Origin of the sequence: Streptococcus sanguinis (assembly GCF_900635155.1) — a bacterium.
Classification (GTDB): Bacteria; Bacillota; Bacilli; order Lactobacillales; family Streptococcaceae; genus Streptococcus; species Streptococcus sanguinis_G.
Window position 1 is genome coordinate 2,128,021 of the sequence record NZ_LR134002.1, and the last position, 16,634, is coordinate 2,144,654.

17 protein-coding genes and 1 tRNA gene are annotated in these 16,634 nt (G+C 44.9%); 3 read left to right on the top strand and 15 right to left on the bottom strand.

The genetic code is table 11. From position 1 onward, the window contains the following. Positions 1 to 18 precede the first annotated feature (18 nt). A complete protein-coding gene (locus ELZ47_RS10530; protein WP_126435972.1) occupies positions 19 to 435 on the bottom strand; it encodes a DUF5082 family protein in 417 nt (138 codons plus the stop codon). A 79-nt stretch (positions 436 to 514) separates the two neighbouring features. Continuing rightward, the gene (locus ELZ47_RS10535) at positions 515 to 811 is read right to left on the bottom strand and encodes a WXG100 family type VII secretion target (protein ID WP_111676673.1); all 297 of its coding nucleotides are present in this window, start codon (positions 809 to 811) and stop codon (positions 515 to 517) included. A gap of 243 nt (positions 812 to 1,054) precedes the next feature. Between ELZ47_RS10535 and ELZ47_RS10540 the strand changes: the two genes are divergently transcribed. Further along, a complete protein-coding gene (locus ELZ47_RS10540; protein WP_126435973.1) occupies positions 1,055 to 3,466 on the top strand; it encodes a bifunctional 2',3'-cyclic-nucleotide 2'-phosphodiesterase/3'-nucleotidase in 2,412 nt (803 codons plus the stop codon). A gap of 40 nt (positions 3,467 to 3,506) precedes the next feature. Here ELZ47_RS10540 and ELZ47_RS10545 read toward each other — a convergent pair whose 3' ends face one another. From ELZ47_RS10545 to ELZ47_RS10565, 5 genes are all read right to left on the bottom strand, one after another. Next, positions 3,507 to 4,259 carry a 16S rRNA (uracil(1498)-N(3))-methyltransferase gene (locus ELZ47_RS10545; protein ID WP_126435974.1) on the bottom strand — a complete coding sequence of 251 codons (753 nt, stop codon included), beginning with the start codon at positions 4,257 to 4,259 and terminating at the stop codon, positions 3,507 to 3,509. Further along, positions 4,260 to 5,213, bottom strand: a complete 954-nt coding sequence (gene prmA, locus ELZ47_RS10550; RefSeq protein WP_125331870.1) for a 50S ribosomal protein L11 methyltransferase — start codon at positions 5,211 to 5,213, stop codon at positions 4,260 to 4,262. Between the two features lie 143 nt (positions 5,214 to 5,356). Next, positions 5,357 to 5,827 carry a GNAT family N-acetyltransferase gene (locus ELZ47_RS10555; RefSeq protein ID WP_002928986.1) on the bottom strand — a complete coding sequence of 157 codons (471 nt, stop codon included), beginning with the start codon at positions 5,825 to 5,827 and terminating at the stop codon, positions 5,357 to 5,359. After that, positions 5,824 to 6,276, bottom strand: coding sequence for an NUDIX hydrolase (locus ELZ47_RS10560; protein WP_125331868.1), 453 nt, complete (start codon positions 6,274 to 6,276; stop codon positions 5,824 to 5,826). Before ELZ47_RS10560 ends, ELZ47_RS10555 begins: the two co-directional genes overlap by 4 nt. Before the next feature lie 9 nt (positions 6,277 to 6,285). After that, positions 6,286 to 6,756, bottom strand: a complete 471-nt coding sequence (locus ELZ47_RS10565) for a DUF3013 family protein (RefSeq protein ID WP_125331866.1) — start codon at positions 6,754 to 6,756, stop codon at positions 6,286 to 6,288. A gap of 87 nt (positions 6,757 to 6,843) precedes the next feature. On the opposite strand from ELZ47_RS10565, the gene ELZ47_RS10570 reads away from it, so the two are divergent. Both ELZ47_RS10570 and ELZ47_RS10575 read left to right on the top strand, forming a co-directional pair. Beyond that, positions 6,844 to 8,112, top strand: a complete 1,269-nt coding sequence (locus tag ELZ47_RS10570) for a replication-associated recombination protein A (protein ID WP_126435975.1) — start codon at positions 6,844 to 6,846, stop codon at positions 8,110 to 8,112. 265 nt (positions 8,113 to 8,377) lie between these two features. Continuing rightward, a tRNA-Lys gene (locus ELZ47_RS10575) sits at positions 8,378 to 8,450 on the top strand. 472 nt (positions 8,451 to 8,922) lie between these two features. Here ELZ47_RS10575 and ELZ47_RS10580 read toward each other — a convergent pair. From ELZ47_RS10580 to ELZ47_RS10615, 8 genes are all read right to left on the bottom strand, one after another. After that, entirely contained in the window at positions 8,923 to 10,770 is a 1,848-nt protein-coding gene (locus tag ELZ47_RS10580; protein WP_126435976.1) for a Cna B-type domain-containing protein, read from the bottom strand. Between the two features lie 468 nt (positions 10,771 to 11,238). After that, a complete protein-coding gene (groL, locus tag ELZ47_RS10585; RefSeq protein ID WP_002898576.1) occupies positions 11,239 to 12,861 on the bottom strand; it encodes a chaperonin GroEL in 1,623 nt (540 codons plus the stop codon). A gap of 23 nt (positions 12,862 to 12,884) precedes the next feature. Continuing rightward, positions 12,885 to 13,166: a co-chaperone GroES gene (gene groES / locus ELZ47_RS10590; RefSeq protein ID WP_002919847.1), complete on the bottom strand. Its 282-nt coding sequence runs from the start codon at positions 13,164 to 13,166 to the stop codon at positions 12,885 to 12,887. A gap of 214 nt (positions 13,167 to 13,380) precedes the next feature. Beyond that, positions 13,381 to 13,671 (bottom strand): hypothetical protein, encoded by a 291-nt coding sequence (locus tag ELZ47_RS10595; RefSeq protein WP_002901670.1) that lies wholly within the window; start codon positions 13,669 to 13,671, stop codon positions 13,381 to 13,383. 94 nt (positions 13,672 to 13,765) lie between these two features. After that, the gene (locus tag ELZ47_RS10600; protein WP_164549644.1) at positions 13,766 to 14,620 is read right to left on the bottom strand and encodes a PTS system mannose/fructose/sorbose family transporter subunit IID; all 855 of its coding nucleotides are present in this window, start codon (positions 14,618 to 14,620) and stop codon (positions 13,766 to 13,768) included. Continuing rightward, on the bottom strand, positions 14,604 to 15,449 hold the full coding sequence (locus tag ELZ47_RS10605) for a PTS mannose/fructose/sorbose/N-acetylgalactosamine transporter subunit IIC (RefSeq protein ID WP_002896728.1): 846 nt from the start codon (positions 15,447 to 15,449) through the stop codon (positions 14,604 to 14,606). Before ELZ47_RS10605 ends, ELZ47_RS10600 begins: the two co-directional genes overlap by 17 nt. A 27-nt stretch (positions 15,450 to 15,476) precedes the next feature. Continuing rightward, entirely contained in the window at positions 15,477 to 15,971 is a 495-nt protein-coding gene (locus tag ELZ47_RS10610) for a PTS system mannose/fructose/N-acetylgalactosamine-transporter subunit IIB (protein WP_126435978.1), read from the bottom strand. A gap of 43 nt (positions 15,972 to 16,014) precedes the next feature. Beyond that, on the bottom strand, positions 16,015 to 16,452 hold the full coding sequence (locus ELZ47_RS10615) for a PTS sugar transporter subunit IIA (RefSeq protein WP_126435979.1): 438 nt from the start codon (positions 16,450 to 16,452) through the stop codon (positions 16,015 to 16,017). Between the last annotated feature and the right edge of the window lie 182 nt (positions 16,453 to 16,634).

Sequence of the window (16,634 nt, forward strand, 5' to 3'; positions counted from 1 at the left end):
CTATCTTCCCATCCTCTATCATGAACTAGCTGAATTTGCCAAAGACTGATAATTAAGCATATTATTATAAGCTGTATCTGCTGCTGTCTGTAAGTTGGCTGACTCTGCTTGAAGCTCCCCAATCTTAGCATCTATACTACTCAAATTTGTGTCGTGACTCGTCTTATTGGTTGTAGCAGCAGTATTAGCAGAATCGTACTTCTCTGCATATTTATTCTTCCGATCCCCTTTAAAACTGGATTCATCTTCCCCTTTTATTTTCGTTAAGGCATCTATAATACCTGTCTGAAAATTATTTATCTGAGTGGATAAGTCCGATTTGGCAGTTTCTAAGCGAGAAATCTTTGCATCTACGGCAGCTTTTTGAGAAATTGCATCATCATGATTTTGAGATTCTTGATTAGCTAATCCTTGGTAATAAGATGCATCTGACATTTCCATTCTCCTATTTCTAAATTCTGACTAAAATAAAGAGAGATAGGAAGCAATCCCATCCCTCCATTCCAGAGTTTTTTTATCCTTTGAAACCAAAGCTATTTGCATCCGCTGTATCACGTTCTGATACAGTATTAGCATAACTAACCAATTGTTGGTTGATAGAGCTCAACAATTCTTGGAATTTAACCACATCACCATGCAATTGTTGATATTGTTCAAGATAAGATTGGAAGGCACTACCTTTCCAGTGTGCTTGCATTTCACCGTTAGCAGTATTTACTGTCTGAATAGCTGCCTCAATTTGATCGCGAGCATTAGAATAAACCGCAGCTTGCGAGGTGAGCTGTTCTGGGGATAATGAAATTTCTGCCATAATGGACTCCTTATTTATAATTTAATTGTTCTTAATAGAACATCTTATGTTAACGATTTTAACTTTTTTGTTAATGATTGTCAAGTATTTTCCAATAGATTTTTATTATAAGCTTACTAAACAAAGACTATATTCTAATTTTTAGAACACTTCTTAATTACTGTATAGTTTTCCAAAGCTTGATGAAAACGTTTCGATATAGTATAATATAAGTCTGAAATTCATTTTTACAAAGGAGATATTATGTCCAAATCATCCCTTCAAAAAACGGTTGTACTTTTGAGTGCAGCGGCTCTTGCGGCAGCTGTAAATGCTGTTCAGGCTGATGAGAATACTCCAGCAGTCACTGCTAATCCTGCTCCAGTAGAAAGCAGCGCAGCTGAAGCAAAACCAACTACTGCTGCAAATCCTACTGAAGCTGCTGCGACACCAGAGAGCACGGATCCTAGCTCTGCTATTTCCCCAGAAAATGTCAGTGGAAATACTGATGCTCTGATGGCTATGGCTCGCAATGTCGCAGCTACTGAGGATACTAAACCCGTGGAGGGACAGACTGTCGATGTTCGTATCTTGGCAACGACCGACCTCCATACCAACTTGGTCAACTACGACTACTATCAGGACAAGCCGGTTGAGACCTTGGGACTGGCTAAGACTGCCGTGCTGATTGAGAAGGCCAAGAAAGAAAATCCAAACGTCCTATTAGTTGACAATGGCGACACCATCCAAGGAACGCCGCTTGGAACCTATAAGGCCATCGTGGATCCTGTGGAGAAGGGCGAGCAGCACCCTATGTACGCTGCTCTGCAGGCTCTGGGCTTTGAAGCTGGTACGCTAGGCAACCATGAGTTCAACTACGGTCTGGACTATCTGAATCGCGTGATTGAAACAGCAGGCATGCCTCTTGTCAATGCCAATGTGCTGGATCCAGCGACTGGTAAATTCATCTATCAGCCTTACAAAATCATCGAAAAAACCTTTACGGATACTCAGGGCCGTTTGACGACTGTCAAGATTGGTGTTACTGGGATTGTCCCGCCGCAGATTCTCAACTGGGATAAGGCAAACCTAGAAGGAAAAGTGGTCGTTCGCGATTCTGTTGAGGCTATTCGAGACATTATTCCTGAGATGCGCAAGGCTGGTGCAGACATCACTTTGGTGCTTTCTCACTCTGGTATCGGAGATGACAAGTATGAAAAAGGCGAGGAAAATGAAGGCTATCAAATCGCTAGCCTGCCAGGTGTGGATGCTGTAGTAACCGGCCACTCCCATGCTGAATTTCCAAGCGGAAACGGAAGCGGCTTCTACGAAAAATATCCTGGCGTAGATGGGGTCAACGGTAAAATCAACGGCACTCCAGTAACTATGGCTGGAAAATACGGCGACCATCTGGGCGTCATCGACCTCAAGCTCAACTATACCGATGGCAAATGGAAAGTCACTGACAGCAAAGGCTCTATCCGCAAGGTGGATACCAAGTCTAATGTAGCAGATCAGCGCGTCATTGAAATTGCCCAAGAATCTCACCAAGGTACTATCAACTACGTCCGCCAGCAAGTCGGCACCACGACTGCACCGATTACCAGCTACTTCGCTCTGGTCAAAGACGATCCATCTGTGCAAATCGTCAACAATGCCCAGCTTTGGTATGCTAAGCAAGAGCTGGCTGGCACACCTGAAGCCAACCTTCCTATCCTGTCTGCAGCAGCGCCTTTCAAGGCAGGAACTCGTGGGGATGCAACGGCCTACACAGACATTCCAGCTGGTCCTATTGCCATCAAGAACGTAGCAGACCTCTATCTCTACGATAATGTCACAGCTATCCTCAAGGTCAACGGTGCCCAACTCAAAGAATGGTTGGAAATGTCAGCTGGTCAGTTCAATACCATTGACCCGACTAATCCCCAACCGCAAAATCTCGTCAATACTAACTACCGAACTTATAACTTTGATGTTATCGACGGTGTTACCTATGAATTTGACATTACCCAGCCTAACAAATACGACCGCGAAGGCAAACTAGCAAACCCAAATGCCAGCCGGGTCCGTAACCTCAAATACCAAGGCAAAGAGATTGACCCCAATCAGGAATTTATCGTCGTGACCAACAACTACCGGTCTAACGGTAATTTCCCTGGTGTTCGAGAAGCTAGTCTCAACCGTCTGCTCAATCTGGAAAACCGCCAAGCTATCATCAACTATATCTTGGCTGTCAAAAATATCAATCCAAGTGCAGATCAGAACTGGCATTTCGCTGATACCATCAAGGGACTGGACCTGCGCTTCCTGACAGCTGATAAGGCTAAGAACTTGATTGGCACAGACGGAGACATCGTCTACCTAGCGGAATCTTCCCAAGAGGGATTCGGCGAATACAAGTTCGTCTACGTCGCACCGAAAACAGAAGCGGTGCCTATCGAGCAGCCAAGCTCTCCAACTATCGCAGTCGAAGCAGCCAATCTGCAGCATAGCAGAGTAGACTTCCCTGTCTTGACTGCTGTTGACCCTAGCACAAACAAGCAAAAATCTCACAAACAAGCAGGAGCAGAAAGCCTCCCAGCAACCGGAGAAAAGACGTCCTCACTCGGACTCTTGGGACTTGTTCTGACCGGACTTGCAGGAATCTTCGCCTTCAAAAAACGAGAAAGACAATAATTAAAAAATCAGTAGCCAAAATAGCTACTGATTTTACTTTTTAAAGACTGTCCTTGCTCAATTCCAACAAAACACTGACTGCGGTCAAGGCATAAAGGGGAGCAGTTTCAGCCCGCAGGATACGTGGACCTAGACCAGCGGAGACAGCCCCTGCTTGGCCAAAGGCTGCTATTTCCTCTGACGAGAGACCGCCCTCCGGTCCGAAGATAAAGAGGACTTTTGCGCCGGCTGCCAAGCCCAACAGAGCCCGGACTAGAGCTGCAGTTTCTCCTTCTTTGGCCGATTCTTCATAGGCCACGATGATGCGGTCAAAGTCTGCCAAGGCTGCCAGAAAGTCTGCCTTTTTATCAAAGAGCCGAACCTCCGGTATCAGATTACGCTTGCTCTGCTCTGCTGCTCCCTGAGCAATTTTCTCTAGCTTTTCACTCTTTTTAGCCAGTTTTTTTCCATCCCACTTAGCCACTGACCAGTCAGCTGGAAAGGCCCAGATAGCACTCGCCCCCAGCTCTGTTGCCTTCTGAGTGATAAATTCTAATTTATCACCCTTGGGAAAGCCTGAAGCAATGGTCACTTGGACCGGCAGCTCGGTATTGTCTGCTAGCTCCTCCACGATTTCCAAGCTCTGCTGACTGGGATCCAACACCTGAGCCAGCCGTTTCACGCCATCATCAAAGACTAATGTGACTTGGTCGCCCGCTTTGAGCCGCATGACTGAAAATATGTGTTTGGCCGTGTCCTTATCCGTGACCACCAGAGGGGACTGAGGACTTCCTTTTATAAAATACTGCTGCATCTAACCACCTATCACGCCTGAAATGTCCTGCGTTTTCTTAAAGACACAGGCATTCCATTCGCCCTGAATCATATGCGTTTCTAGGAAAAACCCTGCCGCTTCCGCTGACTCGCGCACCATTTCCCACTTCTCAGAAATGATCCCACTCATAATCAGATAGCCCTCATCCTTGACTAGACGATAAGCATCTTCTGTCAGATGGATGAGAATATCGGCCAAGATATTGGCAACGATGACGTTCGCCTCGATTTCTACCCCTCGGAGAAGATCTCCCGGCGCCACATGGATGTTCTCCATACCAGGGTTGAGCTCAATATTTTCCTGAGCTACGCGCACCGCCACCTCGTCTAGGTCATAGGCATAGATGTCCTTAGCTCCCAAGAGAGAGCTGGCAATGGAGAGGACACCGCTGCCTGTACCCACATCCAACACCGTTTCTCCGCCTCGCAAGACCTGCTCCAACGCAAAGAGGCTCATCTTGGTCGTCGGGTGAGTGCCCGTACCAAAGGCCATGCCAGGATCCAGCTTGATAATCTTCTCACCTGCTGTTGCCTCATACTTCGTCCAGGACGGTACAATTGTCAAGTCATGGGTGATCCGAGCCGGCTCAAAGTACTTCTTCCAGTTGTCCGCCCAATCTTCCTCAGCCAGTTCCTGCCGAGTCAGCTGAATATCTCCCGTCTCCAATCCGAAGCCATCCAGCTCAGCCAGACGCTCATTGGCCTGGGCCGCAATGGCCTCTACATCCACCGAATCCGGATAATAACCGGTAATCCTGACCCGCTCGCTCTGCTCAACTTCTGGAAAAAGCTCACCGTACTGGTCAACCTGCCCCAGATAATCTGCGCTGTCATCAATAGCCACACCCTGACTGCCCAGCTCAATCAGAATATTTGAGGCCGCTTCCTCCGCCTCCCGCTTCACTTCAATCGTTAATTCCTGCCAAGTGTCCATGTTTAAAATACCAAGCCCGTATAACACAAAGCCAAAATAGGAAATTCTCTGACGACGCTTGCGTCTAAGAGAACCTTATCTTTTTAGCACAGTGTTTAGGGCGGGTTCAGTTTAGAAATTTAACTGAACAATCCTTTCTTTGTTTATTTCATTGTCTTCGTCATGTAAACCATATCCATGCCCTCTTTTTCAGGCTCCGTATGGGTCTGATGATAGCCGTTTTTCTCATAAAAAGCTACCATACCTTTATCTTGGAAAACCGTGCACAAATCCCATTGCATAACGGTGGAGAATTTCTCCTCTATCAGACCAAGCCCCTCAGAGCCATATCCTTTGTTCTGGTACTGCGGCAAAATCGCCACTGTCCCAATCCAGCCTGCTGTCTGTTCGTCATTTGTATTCAAGCGTATAAAACCAAGAATCTTCTCGGCGTCTTTAACAAAATAATAAAAACTATTGGGCCGCTCAACTAGCTTCCAGCGAATCCGCTCTCGCTCCTCCAGATAGGGGTCGTATTGATCCTGATATTTCTCATAAACAGCCTTAAAACTCGCTCGCTGAATGGCAATAATGGTCTCTAAATCCTCTGCTCCTGCTCGCTCAATATGAATCATGCTCGCACCTCCAAATAATCTCTCAACCTGGCCTGCAACTGCGGAATAACCTTTTTATCTGATAAGAACTGGCTCACATCCATCATCTGATAAGTCTGACCCTCATCACCAAAGGCAATACTAGCAAAATCTTCCTGAGTGATGGTTCCTACCATAAAAATAGAGGTTTTGTCTGGATCAAGCATTCCTTGATATTCCTTAACCCAGACAATAGCAGCTTCTTCAAGCTTCAAACCAAGCTCTTCGAAAACCTCTCGTTGAACGCATTCAAAGGGAGTCTCCTCTCCCTCGCGGCCACCTCCCGGCAGCTCCCACATATTTGGCCAAGGAATGGTTGAAATATCATCTCGCAAGATGGTCAGCAACTTATCATTACAGATCAAGGCAATCTTGCAGCCAGAAAATTCCATCTGTTTGTGCAGTAAATCTAGTCCTTCTGCATTTGCCATAAGCGCCTCCTAATACCTCGGATAGGAATAAAAGTCAGTCTCAGTCAAATCTGCTCTGCCATTTTCAAAAGCCTCAGCATTCCAAGCCAGCTCAAACTCTGCTGCCTCTGGATCTGCTAAGAAGTCCATGAGTGCATCGAGACCAGACTCAGCCGTTTGGGTTAGGAAATCCACGAAATAAGCCAGAAACTCCCGTGACAGCCCCTTCTTAGGCTCATAGGGTAGGGCAACTAGATAGTCCTCTGCCTCAAAACGAGACTTGACCGGATTGTAGAAAAGCACGGCTTCCTCAAAGTAAATATCCTCAGCCGAGGCATTGCCCTCAGCATCAACCGTCTCAATCCCACCTGGATTTTGCACCTCAAAGAGAAAGGCAACCTCGACTGCGTGATTCTTCTTGTCCCAGTTTATCTCATAGTCAAAAGGAAAGCTCTTCTCCATTTCCTCGTCCAATATCTCCAAAAAACCGTACTTAGCCATGATTTCCTCTTTTCATTGTGATAAAATATTACTATCTACAATAGTAACACAAAAAGCCAAGAAAAACACTTGCAGAAAGGAAATCTTATGCCAGAAAACCTCGCCCTGCGCATGCGGCCTACTGACATTGATCAGATTATCGGCCAGCAGCATCTGGTCGGACCTGGAAAAATCATCCGTCGCATGGTTGAAGCTAACCGCCTGTCCTCGATGATCCTCTACGGACCACCCGGCATCGGCAAGACCTCTATCGCCTCGGCTATTGCCGGCACAACTAAGTTTGCCTTTCGGACCTTTAACGCCACCGTAGATAGCAAGAAGCGCCTGCAGGAAATCGCTGAAGAGGCTAAATTTTCCGGCGGACTGGTGCTCCTGCTGGATGAGATTCACCGCTTGGACAAGACCAAGCAAGACTTCCTGCTGCCGCTATTAGAAAGCGGTCTGGTCATCATGATTGGAGCGACGACAGAAAATCCTTTCTTTTCCGTCACCCCTGCTATTCGAAGCCGGGTTCAGATATTTGAGCTTGAGCCCCTCAGCAACGACGACATCCGGACGGCCATTCAGCTAGCCTTGACGGATAAGGAACGAGGATTTGATTTTCCAGTAGAGCTAGATGATGAGGCTCTGGAATTCATTGCCATCTCTACCAACGGAGACCTGCGCTCCGCCTATAATTCACTGGACCTAGCCGTACTCTCTACCCCAGAAGATGACAAGGGAATCCGCCACATCACGCTCGATGTCATGGAAAACAGCCTGCAAAAGAGCTACATCACCATGGATAAGGACGGGGACGGCCATTATGATGTCCTTTCTGCCCTGCAGAAGTCCATCCGTGGCTCCGATGTCAATGCCAGTCTCCACTACGCAGCTCGCCTCGTTGAGGCAGGAGACCTGCCTAGCCTAGCTCGACGCTTGACCGTTATCGCTTACGAAGATATTGGTCTGGCAAATCCTGACGCCCAAGTCCATACCGTCACAGCTCTGGAAGCAGCTCAGCGGATTGGCTTTCCTGAAGCCCGCATCCTGATTGCCAATATTGTTATCGATCTGGCCCTATCCCCCAAATCCAACTCAGCCTATGTGGCTATGGACAAGGCCTTAGCTGACTTACGAAAGAATGGAAATCTGCCCATCCCACGCCACTTACGAGATGGCCACTATGCCGGCAGTAAGGAACTGGGCAACGCACAGGACTATCTCTACCCTCACTCCTATCCTGGCAATTGGGTCAAGCAGGACTATCTACCCGACAAGATAAAAGACGCCAATTATTTCGCTCCTAATGAGAATGGCAAATATGAGCGAGCCCTTGGAATGACCAAGGATAAGATTGATGACTTAAAAAAATGATGACATCGTTTGCAAAAAATCACATTTTTCTCTTGAATTTTTCAAAATTTATGGTATCATAATTATAGAAACGCTGTGGTGTACGACTTCACACTTAAGTGTTGACCGACTATTTTTTGTATTATTAGGGAAACAAAAGACTTCTAACAGCATGCAAGCCGTGTCACGCGGAAGCAGCTTCAGTTAGAGCGAGTTGCCCACCTGCTTAATTGCGCGGGTTCAATACAAATCGTGAAGGTCCGGCACCAATACAGCTTTTTCTATTGCCTCCTTAGCTCAGCTGGCAGAGCAGCGGACTCTTAATCCGTGGGTCGCAGGTTCGATCCCTGCAGGGGGCATAGAAATAGAGAAGAAAAAGCCTTGATTTACAAGGCTTTTTTCATTTAGCTGATTCTTGTCACCCAAAATTCCAGTTGGGTTTTCAACAAAAAAATCCCCTTCCTTTAGGCACAAAAAGGAGGGGGCATTGCATAACAAAAACTACGAGAGAAGACTGAAGTAAAATAAGTTTGACGAAAACTTGATAAAGATGATCACACACCGAGCATATTCCTAAGGATGTCTTATAATTTTTTAGTTTAGGAATTAAAGAAAGATTATATATATCAAGTTTTGATGTGCTTCACGCTTGCACATCCAAGCAGCTTCCCCGTAGTTCTGAGCAACTAATCTGTTCTAGGAAACATCTTAGTTGCTTTTTATTTTAAAACAACTATATTACGGAACATCACAGTCTTGATTAACAAAAGGATACAAGATAGTGACTGATTGTAAAAAAATCTCTGTCCCTTAAGGGAACAGAGATGAAATTTATTTCTTCTTCGAACGGAAGACAACAAAGCCTACCAAGCCTACTAGAGCTACTCCAGCAGCAATCATGATCCAGCTAGAATTCTCACCCGCTTTAGGGAGAACTTTCTTGGTTCCAACATTAGAGGCATTTCCTCCGCCAGTACCATCGTCTGATTCAATGATCACAACAGTGCTTCCTGTAGTGCTGCTTGAGCTAGAAATCGTGCTACTGCTGCTTGAGCTACTTGAACTAGAGCTGCTCTTAGAGCTATTGTCCGAGCTAGGTTTCGGCGGTTGCGGAACTCCTGGAACTGGTGTATTGGTAATGTTCATACCATCAACAGTAGCTGTATAACCATAAACACGGTCTTCAGTAACTGAGTAGACAATATCTTTTCCATCTTCACCAGTCGCTGGCAAGTCAGTGAACTCATACTTCCACTCACCCTTATCATTCGGACCAACTTCTTTATGATCGACTTCAACGCCATTTGCATAGAGACGAACGGTAATCTTGTCTGGACGTTTGCCATCTTTATCGTTGTCATCATTCCAAGTCTTGGTACCTGAAGCGGTAACCAATGCCTTACGGTTGGTAAAGTCTTTGTAAATAATACCAGAACCATAATTTTTGAGCTGAGCCGCATTGACCTGAATCTCTTCATCTGACAGTTGGTAACCTTCTGGTGCCTTGGTTTCCTTAATCAGATAATGCTCCTTAATCAAGTTGCTGAAAGAAGCAATCCCGTTAGCATCACTGGTTGCTTTTTGAACAATTGTCACACCATCTTCATCGTACAATGTGAATTCAGCACCTGCTAAGGCTTTACCAGCTTCATCTTTCTTAGTCACCTGCACACCATAGACATCCCCATGTGCATAGCCGTTCGCACGTTGGTAGCGGACAGCAACTGATGATTTTTGCTCTTCAATATTATCTGCTCGCATAATTGCTTCGTTCGGGAAGACTGTTCCATCAGCCGGAACTGTAGGGAAGTTAACACGATAGCGAACATAGAAGCCTTCATTAGCACCAATATGTCCCATGTTAATGGTAAAGGAACGCTTGTCAGCCGCAAGATTAATCGTGTAGTTTCCTGTCACATCCTCGCGTTGCTGGCTTAGTCGGTAAGAGTTATCAGCTGGGTCAACAACCCATGAGCCTTTAAGGATTTGGAAGCTGTTGAGATCGATTTCTCCGGTATTAAAGCCCAGAGTATCTGAAATAACAACATTATCCAGTTCTTGATTTTGTTGGTTGATATTCAAGCTGTAAGTAATGCTCTTGATATTATCCGCATTATTCCAGCCGTATTTTATGAAAGTATAAGGAGTTGCTTGACCAGGAAGACCTTTGTAATCAATTTTTCCATACTCAATGATCTTCTTGCCAACGATAAGTTTCAGAGGAATAGAGCCTTTATCTCTGGCTACTGTATGATCAACGCGAGCCAAGAGATGAACTTTCCCTTCAATATGAGAGCGAGTCAGGACATAGTCTGTATAAGTCAGTGTAAGCTGCTTAGAGCTTGCATCAACCACAGCTGTCGCTACGAGATTGCCGTCATCATCTTTGACTTCAAAATCAGCTCCCTCCAAGGCAAACTCAACAGGAAGTCCAATGGTAGTCGTATCTCCTGGCTGAACCTTGCCGTAATTGAAGGCAAAGTTTGCGTCAATTTGAAATTTTTCCCAAGGGGAAAGGCCGTCAGTCAGTGCTTCACCTTTTTGATTGTACACATTTATTGATGTGATAACATCGTCTACTGTGTTGGCTCTGGCAGATTGACTGCTAGAAAACAGGCTAAAGAGGAGCACAAAGGCTACTGAGAAAAAGCGTGCAATAGTATGAGATATTTTTTTCATAAATAATCCCTCCATTTTTCCTTTTTTCCTTTTTATTGAACATGTAAAAAACATTAAGATTTCTTTACATTTCCAATTTACTACATATATTAGACTAGCATACGATTGACCATAAGTCAACTAATTACCTTAACCGGTTCTGGTCTGGTACACAGGGTGTAAACCAGTTTATTTCTCCAAAAACCTTGTCATATAGGAGTTGGAAACAGTTTCATTCGTCACCTTTTTGTATTCTTTGAAACAAAATTGTAACATTAGATAATCTAATAAATGAACAAATATTAATAATATGACTACAAAAATAATCATATATATAAATATATTTCTGACAACAAACATAATTATGAAAGCTTCTGGCAAGACTTGTTATAATCAAAAAAACTGAACAAATCTGCTCAGTTTTTTGTTTTGTAAATATAAGCTAAAGATTATATCTAATTTATACGAATATATAATTCTACTATTTTTCTACATCATACCGCCCATCATGCCTGGATCCATAGCTGGAGCTGGGCTTGCTGGTTCTGGTTGATTAGCCACTACTGCTTCAGTTGTCAAGATAAGACTGGCAACAGAAGCGGCATTTTGCAAGGCTGAACGGGTCACCTTAACTGGGTCAATGATTCCAGCCTCAATCATGTTAACCCATTCGCCAGTCGCAGCATTAAAGCCTGTACCAGCTTCAGAGTTTTTCAGACGGTCAATGACGATTGATCCTTCAAAGCCTGCATTCAGAGCGATTTGACGGACAGGCTCTTCCAAGGCGCGGAGAACGATGTTGCGACCAGTCCCTTCATCCCCTGCCAACTCAAGACCTGCGACAGCGTCTAGTACGTTGATATAGGCAGTACCACCACCGGAGACGATTCCTTCTTCTACCGCTGCACGGGTTGCGTTAAGGGCATCTTCGATGCGGAGTTTCATTTCTTTGAGTTCTGTTTCTGTGGCAGCTCCAACCTTAATCACAGCTACACCGCCGGATAATTTAGCCAGGCGCTCTTGCAGTTTTTCACGGTCAAACTCAGAAGTGCTGCTTTCAATCTGTGACTTAATGACTGCCACACGGTTAGCAATGGCTTCAGGATTTCCAGAACCTTCCACAATCACAGTGCTGTCTTTATCAACAGTGACTTTAGAAGCTTGTCCAAGCGCTTCAATCGTAGCATCTTTGAGCTCTAGGCCAAGATCATCTGTAATCACTGTACCGCCCGTCAAGATAGCGATGTCTTCCAACATAGCCTTACGACGATCGCCAAAGCCTGGTGCCTTGACAGCTACGACATTAAAGGTTCCGCGAATCTTGTTAAGAACCAGCGTTGGCAGAGCTTCTCCGTCCACATCATCTGCAACAATCAAAAGCGGACGGTTGGTCTTCAAGATATTTTCCAATAATGGCAGAATCTCTTGAATGTTAGAAATTTTCTTGTCAGTAATCAGGATGTAAGGATTGTCCAGTTCGGCTACCATTTTTTCATTGTCAGTTACCATGTACTGAGACAAGTAGCCGCGGTCAAACTGCATACCTTCAACTACATCCAGCTCCGTTTCCATTCCTTTGGACTCTTCGATAGTAATGACACCGTCATTTCCAACTTTTTCCATAGCTTCAGAGATATATTCACCGACTTTCTCGCTGCGAGAAGATACGGCAGCAACCTGAGCAATAGCTTCCTTGTTAGAAACTGGAACTGAGTTAGATTTCAGGGCTTCAACAGCTGTTGCAACGGCTGCTTCAATCCCGCGGCGGATACCAATTGGATTAGCACCAGCTGTAACATTTTTAATCCCCTCGCGGACGATAGCCTGTGTCAAAACAGTTGCTGTTGTTGTTCCGTCACCAGCGATATCGTTAGTCTTTGAAGCAACTTCTGACACCAGCTTAGCGCCCATGTTTTCAAAATGGTCTTCCAGTTCGATTTCCTTGGCAATGGTTACACCGTCATTGGTGATAAGGGGTGAGCCAAAGGATTTTTCCAAAACGACATTGCGACCTTTAGGACCCAAAGTCACCTTGACAGTATTCGCTAAGATGTCAACACCACGAACCATACTGCTTCTTGCATCTGCTGAAAATTTAATATCTTTTGCCATTTTATTATTCCTCTCTTCTACTCTTACTCGACAACTGCTAGAATATTGGCTTCACTGACTAAGAGATAAGCTTCATCTCCGTCCTTGACTTCCACGCCTGCATGACTTTCTACGAGAACCTTGTCCCCTTCCTTAACGCTCAGGGCTACCAGCTCACCGTTCAAAGTACGAATGCCTTGACCGACTGCGACAACTTCTGCTGTCTTAGTCGCTGCTTGGCCGTTGCCTGCAATGACAAATCCGCCAACTTTCTGCTCTTTTTCTTCTACTTTCAAGACCACACGGTCTCCTAATGGTTTTAACATGATTTTCCTCCAAAGATTGAATTTTTAGCACTCTAAACTATCGAGTGCTAATCTATAGTTATTATTTTATCACTTGGTCAGAAATAGTCAAGAAAAAAACCGGCTAGATGAAAGAAAAATTTTATTTTTTTGCTTTACTTGCTCCTAAAGTCAAAAAATAAAAAACAAGTCCGAGCTAAAATCCTCTCAGACTTGTCTTTAGGGGGAGAAATGTCTATCTTGCAAGTTTTAGTTTTGCTTCAAAATCATCAATCACTTTTTGCAGATTTAGGCGCCCTCTATAGATACCATAGCCAAACAAAAGCATGGCTAAGATACCAAGTAGAGCTAGGACGATTCCTGCAATCAGCGCTAGGAGATTAGTCTCATGAAAGAGATAAATCAGAACAAGACCGATGCTGGCAATGGCAAAGAAGAGACTGAACCAGCGTCCTAGATTTTCAATCATATGCTTCTGGTAGTGAATTTCTGTTTCATAGCCCTGAATCAATTCTTGTTCTGTCATGATCTTCTCCGTTCTTTCTTTTACTCTGCTCAAACAAATTTATACTAGACGAGCAGCAAATCGGACTTACTGCCAGCCTAAAATTGAGCGAGAATTAGTATTTCAGTTGAGGGTCAAAGATGCCAAGCGCTACACCAATCAAAGCAATGATAACCAAGAGGAGCATAACGAGGTTTGGTGATACTTTTTTCTTGGCCATCAGCCACCAGCAAAGGGTGATAAAGCCAGCTGTTAAGAGACCTGGATAAACACCGTCAATTTTTTCTTGCAGCTTGAGGAAGGCTTCGCCATCAGCATTCTTCAGCTCTAATGAAGTCGTTACAGATACCCAAGTTGCAGCAACTGCCCCGATAACCATACCACCAATGACACTGATTGCCTTACGAAGGGCCTGTCCTTTAGGTCCTACAAGGAATTCTACCGCCTTGTCCCCTAATTCATAGCCTTTGAAGTAGGCAAAGCGCATACCGCCATAGATGAGAACATTCCAGACAAGGATGTAGAAGAGAGCCCCGATAGGATTTCCCCCTTTCGAGAGGCCAAGGGCAATCCCCAGCAGAACCGGAATCAAAGTTCCAACCACCAAAGAGTCACCAATACCTGCGATAGGTCCCATAAGACCGGCACGCATACCATTGATAGTTTCGCTATCAACAGCGTCACCATTGGCACGCGCTTCTTCCAAACCAGCTGTAATCCCCACTACCAAAGCTCCGAGCTGAGGTTCTGTGTTGAAGAAAGCCGTGTAGGTCTGCATAGCTTCTTTCTGCTCTGCTTTGTCTTTGTAGAGTTCTTCCACGATTGGCAGCATAGAGGTCAAGTAGCCGAAAGTCTGCATGTGCTCTTGGGAGAAGCAAGTCAAATGACCATAGTACCAATGGTGGAATGATTTCGCTAAAGTCTTTTTGGTTATTTTCTTTCTTTCAGCCATCTTAGATATCCTCCTCATCGTCATCAAAGTCAGCCCCACCAGCCGGCGCGGTCACACGAGCTGATTTGATTACTTCCAATTCATAGTAAATTACTGCAAAAATCAATGAAACAACTGCACTGGCAACCAAATTAAGACCAAGTGACTTAGCCAAGGTGAAGCCCACAAAGAATGGGATAAAGTCAGCAGCTTTCGTAACGATTTGTTTCAAAAGAATGGCAATACCGACACATGGGAGAAGAGCTCCGACTGTAAAGAGGGATTTCATGATGAAGCCATCCATTGGCAGGTGGGTTTTCATCAGTTCAACCATATTCGGACCAAACTTCGTGATAATCATGGTTGGAAGGAAAGAGAAGACGAAGTGGGAGATCCAAGGATAGACCCAGTCAACAGCGTAAAGCTTTTTGAATTCGCCTTTTTCAACGGCTTTCCAACCAATGTGTTGCCAAAGCAAGTTTGTAGTTGCTGTTCCATAGAAGAGAACTGTACCGATAGTACCAACTGCTGCTCCAATCGGTGCAGCTGCTGCAGCGATAGCAGATTCGGATGTGATACCTTTTGAGTGAACAAACAAGATTGCGAGAGGAATCCCAATGTAAGAGATCGCCCGCACGTCAGCGGAAACTGTACCACCTGGTGTTACCAGAGCGATGTAGAGGACCTGAAGGGCTACCCCGACCATAATCCCTGTTTTTAAATCTCCAAGAATCAACCCGCTAATCAAACCTCCGACCAGAGGACGTCCCAGAGTGTAGTTACCAATACTAGAACCACCCATACCAGGCATAGAAGCTAAACTAGCAAAAAGACCCAGTAAAGCGGCTTGCAGCCAAGAAATTGTCATAATAGACTCTCCTTTTCATTATTGTAATTAAAAACCAAATTTAGACTTGAAATCGCTCCAGTAACCGATGGAAACATCTGGCAAGAGCTGGAATTTGACTTTGTAGCCTGCTTTTTCGATCGCCTCAATCGCTTCTGCCTCTTCCTGGGTGATGGACTGATTGTTGCCCAGCTTAACAGCTCCCGGACGGTCATTAGCAGGACCGATGATGATTTCCTTGACATCACCAGGTACAAAACCTTGGTCCACTAGAATTTCCTTCATGTCCACAGGATTTTTTGTAATGAGGAAATAGCGACTGTCTGACTCGGTGACCTTGCCTGATTTTTCCTTGAAGGCTTCCTTGGTCCAAACAAAAGTCTTTTTATCAGAAGCTCCCTTGTAGGCCTGAATCAAAACCTTGTTTCCTGCTGCTGCATTATTAACTGCAATCAAGCCATCACAAGGGTATTCCTTAGCCCAGCGAGTGACTGTTTGACCGTGGATCATGCGGTCGTCAATCCGTACAAATGATACTGTCATCTTTAAAATCTCCTTTTATCTTTTATAATGTATAGCGGAAGCACTAAATGTCGTCATCATCTTCGTCAGCTGCATCACTTACGACTTCAAATTCCTGCAAAGCAGCTGTGGCCTCGGAAAGGATAGCCTGAGCCAGCTCTTTTCCGTCTAAGATGTCTTTCATAACCAAGCCAGTCAGTCCCATGGTCAGGTTCAAACCGCCCAAAATAACTGCTGAGTCGAGCTTATCCATGTCAGCTAAGACGCTAGCTGCTGTCGTCAGAGGACTGCCTCCTACAATATCAGCCAGAACTAAGACACTGTCATCAGCGCTTAAGCCAGACAAGGCTTGAGTAAAATCAACTGCAAAATCATCAACTGACTTGCCTTCCTGAAGACCGACCGCAATCACCTGATCCGTCTTGTCTCCGGCAAACATCTTCAAGGAACTCTGCACGCCTGCAGCCAGTCCCCCATGGCTGACCAGTACAAGGTATTTCATCTTTCCTGCCTCCTTTATCCTTCTAGCTCTTAGCCCAGTCAGGCTTTAGATGACGAAGGATTTATTGATGATTTTATTGTACAAGGTTTGTAACCGATTTCATATTGTCAAATGTCATTTTGCCCAGATGACATTTGTTAGGAAAAATATGACATTTGTCATATTGGTCTAGGCAGCTGTAC